The organism is Phenylobacterium sp. (assembly GCF_044371015.1).
Lineage (GTDB): Bacteria > Pseudomonadota > Alphaproteobacteria > Caulobacterales > Caulobacteraceae > Phenylobacterium.
Window position 1 is genome coordinate 1 of sequence record NZ_JBILUK010000335.1, and the last position, 2,729, is coordinate 2,729.

General features: G+C 65.6%; 4 protein-coding genes and 1 tRNA gene. 3 read left to right on the forward strand and 2 right to left on the reverse strand.

Going from position 1 to position 2,729, the window contains the following annotated elements; translation table 11 throughout:
• Positions 1-20 precede the first annotated feature (20 nt).
• Complete coding sequence (locus ACIQ3R_RS17260; protein WP_397420086.1) at positions 21-95, forward strand: hypothetical protein; 75 nt, start codon at positions 21-23, stop codon at positions 93-95.
• Positions 96-98: 3 nt separating this feature from the next.
• Here ACIQ3R_RS17260 and ACIQ3R_RS17265 read toward each other — a convergent pair whose 3' ends face one another.
• On the reverse strand, positions 99-689 hold the full coding sequence (locus tag ACIQ3R_RS17265; protein WP_397420083.1) for an HD domain-containing protein: 591 nt from the start codon (positions 687-689) through the stop codon (positions 99-101).
• Between the two features lie 115 nt (positions 690-804).
• On the opposite strand from ACIQ3R_RS17265, the gene ACIQ3R_RS17270 reads away from it, so the two are divergent.
• Together ACIQ3R_RS17270 and ACIQ3R_RS17275 are read left to right on the forward strand one after the other, a co-directional pair.
• Positions 805-1,191, forward strand: a complete 387-nt coding sequence (locus tag ACIQ3R_RS17270; protein WP_397420084.1) for an MAPEG family protein — start codon at positions 805-807, stop codon at positions 1,189-1,191.
• A gap of 54 nt (positions 1,192-1,245) precedes the next feature.
• A tRNA-Gly gene (locus ACIQ3R_RS17275) sits at positions 1,246-1,320 on the forward strand.
• A gap of 6 nt (positions 1,321-1,326) precedes the next feature.
• On the opposite strand, the gene ACIQ3R_RS17280 is transcribed toward ACIQ3R_RS17275, so the two are convergent.
• Positions 1,327-2,553, reverse strand: a complete 1,227-nt coding sequence (locus ACIQ3R_RS17280; RefSeq protein ID WP_397420085.1) for an acyl-CoA dehydrogenase family protein — start codon at positions 2,551-2,553, stop codon at positions 1,327-1,329.
• Positions 2,554-2,729 lie beyond the last annotated feature (176 nt).

Consider the following 2,729-nt stretch of genomic DNA (forward strand, 5'->3'; position numbering starts at 1 on the left):
GCCGCGCGCCGGACGCGGGCATCGAGTTCATCAAGACTGAGCACCTTTGCACCTTCGATGGCGAGGCGGGCTACAGCCTGGGCCAAGGGCAGTAGGGGCTATTCGGCGGGACGCGCGTAGATGGAGTGCTTCGGCTTCTCCATCACCCTTCGCATCATCGGCGTGAAGGCCTCCAGCGGCATTGAATCATAGGCCGGGTCGAACGAGTTCTGATCGTAGAGATGGCAGAACTGCGCCGTGTACTCGAAGTGCGGATGGCCCCGGAACTGTTCGCGCAGGTCTCGGTCTAGGCCCAGGTAGTGGAAGAAATAGTAGCCCTGGAAGACGCCGTGATGTTCCAGCATCCAGTGGTTGGCCTCTGAAATGTAAGGCTTGAGGATCGCTGCGCCGAACTCAGCATGGCTGGCCGGAAGCAAGATGTCGCCCAGGTCGTGCAGCAGAGCGCAGACCACATACTCCTCGTCGCGGCCGTCGCGATGGGCGCGGCTGGCGGTTTGAAGAGAATGCTCCAGCCGGTCGACAGCAAAGCCGCCGTGATCGTCCTTCAACAGGCCCAGATGGGCGATGATGTTGTCCACGTGCCGGCCGCGATGGGCCGCGCTCATGGAGGTGATCGCCGACCAGTCTTCGGCCGTACCCTGGGCCATCGCCGTGAACTTCGCCCGCACGGGCCCGCCGCCGTCCGCCATCAGAACCTCCCTGTCTGTTGAACCGGAGGGTGCGGCCTTGTGCGCATGAGGTCAACCAGAGCTGTTTGACAGCCGCGTCCGGCGGGCGCGTGATGCCGGGCGGGAGGAAAAAACCATGACCGCCGAACTGCAACTGCTCGTCTGGGCCGTGATCCTGACGCTGGCCCAGCTCGCCGTCACCATCGCCGGATCTCTGATGACCAGATCCATGCTGGAGCTAGTAGGCAACCGCGAAGGCTTCGCCGAAAGCACCGGCTGGGTCGGTCGCGCGGGCCGGGCGCATCGCAACATGTTGGAGAGCCTGGTTCCTTTTGCCGCCCTGGTGCTGGTGGCGCACGCGGCGGGCGCCTCGAACGCCATGACGTTACTGGGCGCGCAGATCTTCGTCGGCGCGCGCGTGGCTTTCGCGGTAATCTATCTCGCCGGCGTCCCCTGGCTGCGCACCGGCGTCTGGATTGTGGCGACGAGTGGCGTTCTTCTGATGCTTATCCAGCTTCTCTAGGTCGGGCTCAGCTGGGTTGAGCCAGCCTCGCCGAGCCGCTAAACGGACGGAAGCGCGGCCGTAGTTCAGAGGTAGAACGTCAGCTTCCCAAGCTGAATGTCGGGGGTTCGATTCCCCCCGGCCGCTCCAGTTTCCTCACAATCCCAGCACGGCCTTGGCCATGATGTTGCGCTGGATCTCGTTCGTCCCAGCGTAAATCGAGCCAGCGCGGTCGTTGAAGTACTTGGCTGCGGCGGTCAGGCTGTGGTCGGGGCCGATCTGGCCCTGGCTCTCGGGCGCCGTCCAGCCAGGCACAGGCCCACCCGGTGCGGCCAGATGGGGCTGGTAGAGGCCGCCGTAGCCGTGCGCTGCTTGCAGCGCGAGCTCAGTCAGGTGCTGGGAAAGTTCTGTGCCGACGGTCTTCATCATCGAGGCGCGGGGACCGGGCGCCTCGCCGTGGCTGAGGTTGGCTAGCACCTGCAGCTCGGCCGCGGCTAGGGCGTCGATGCGGATCGCGGCGTCAGCGAGCCGGGCGCGGAACTTAGTGTCGTCGATCAAGCGGACGCCGTCGCCGGAGGCTTCGGCCTTGGCCATAGTCTCTATGCGCTTCAGCCGCGCCTTCAGCCCCGGCGTCGAGACGCCGCCACCCCGCTCGAATTCCATCAGATACTTGGCCACCGTCCAGCCCTCGCCAATGCGGCCGACCACGTTAGCCTTGGGCACGCGCACATCGGTGAAGAACACGTCGTTCTGGATGTGCTCGCCCGAGAGCATGAAGATCGGCCGCACTTCGACGCCAGGCGTGGCCATGTTGATCAGCAGGAAGGTGATGCCGCGCTGGGGGATCGCTTCCTCGCTCGTGCGCACCAGACAGAAGATCCAGTTCGAGACATTGGCGTGGGTGGTCCACAGCTTGTGTCCGTTGCATACGAGGTGCTCGCCATCGTCTATGGCGCTCATGCGGAGCGAGGCGAGATCGGAGCCGGAGCCGGGCTCAGAGTAGCCCTGACACCAGTGATGCTCCCCCGACAGCATTCGCGGCAGATAGTGGGCCCTCTGCTCGGCCGTCCCATGACCGATCAGCACCGGTCCGCACATGCCGATGCCCATGGGCGAGAGAGGCGGCGCGCCGGCTTCGGCGAATTCGCTGGCGAAGATGTAGCGTTGCGCCGGCGTCCAGTCGCAGCCGCCGTACTCCACCGGCCAGGCCGGCGCAGCCCAGCCGCGCGCGTGCAAGATCGCCTGCCAGGCCATGCCGAGCTCGTGCGGCGCATAGACGCTGGTCATCCTGCGGGTGACCGCGCGCATCTCCGCGGTCAGCTCGGCATCGAGAAAGGCGCGCACCTCGTCGCGAAAGGCGCGCTCCGCTGGGCTCCAGCTCATGTCCATCGGTCAGCGCTCCGCGACGTGGGGTAACCTAGTGTACGACCTTGCCGTCGCGTCCGCGAAGGGAGCGCGAAGGGGGACCTCGTTATGACCGATCCGCTGTTCGACCTTTCCGGCAAGGTGGCGCTGATCACCGGCGGCAGCCGGGGACTGGGTTTGCAGATGGTTCGCGC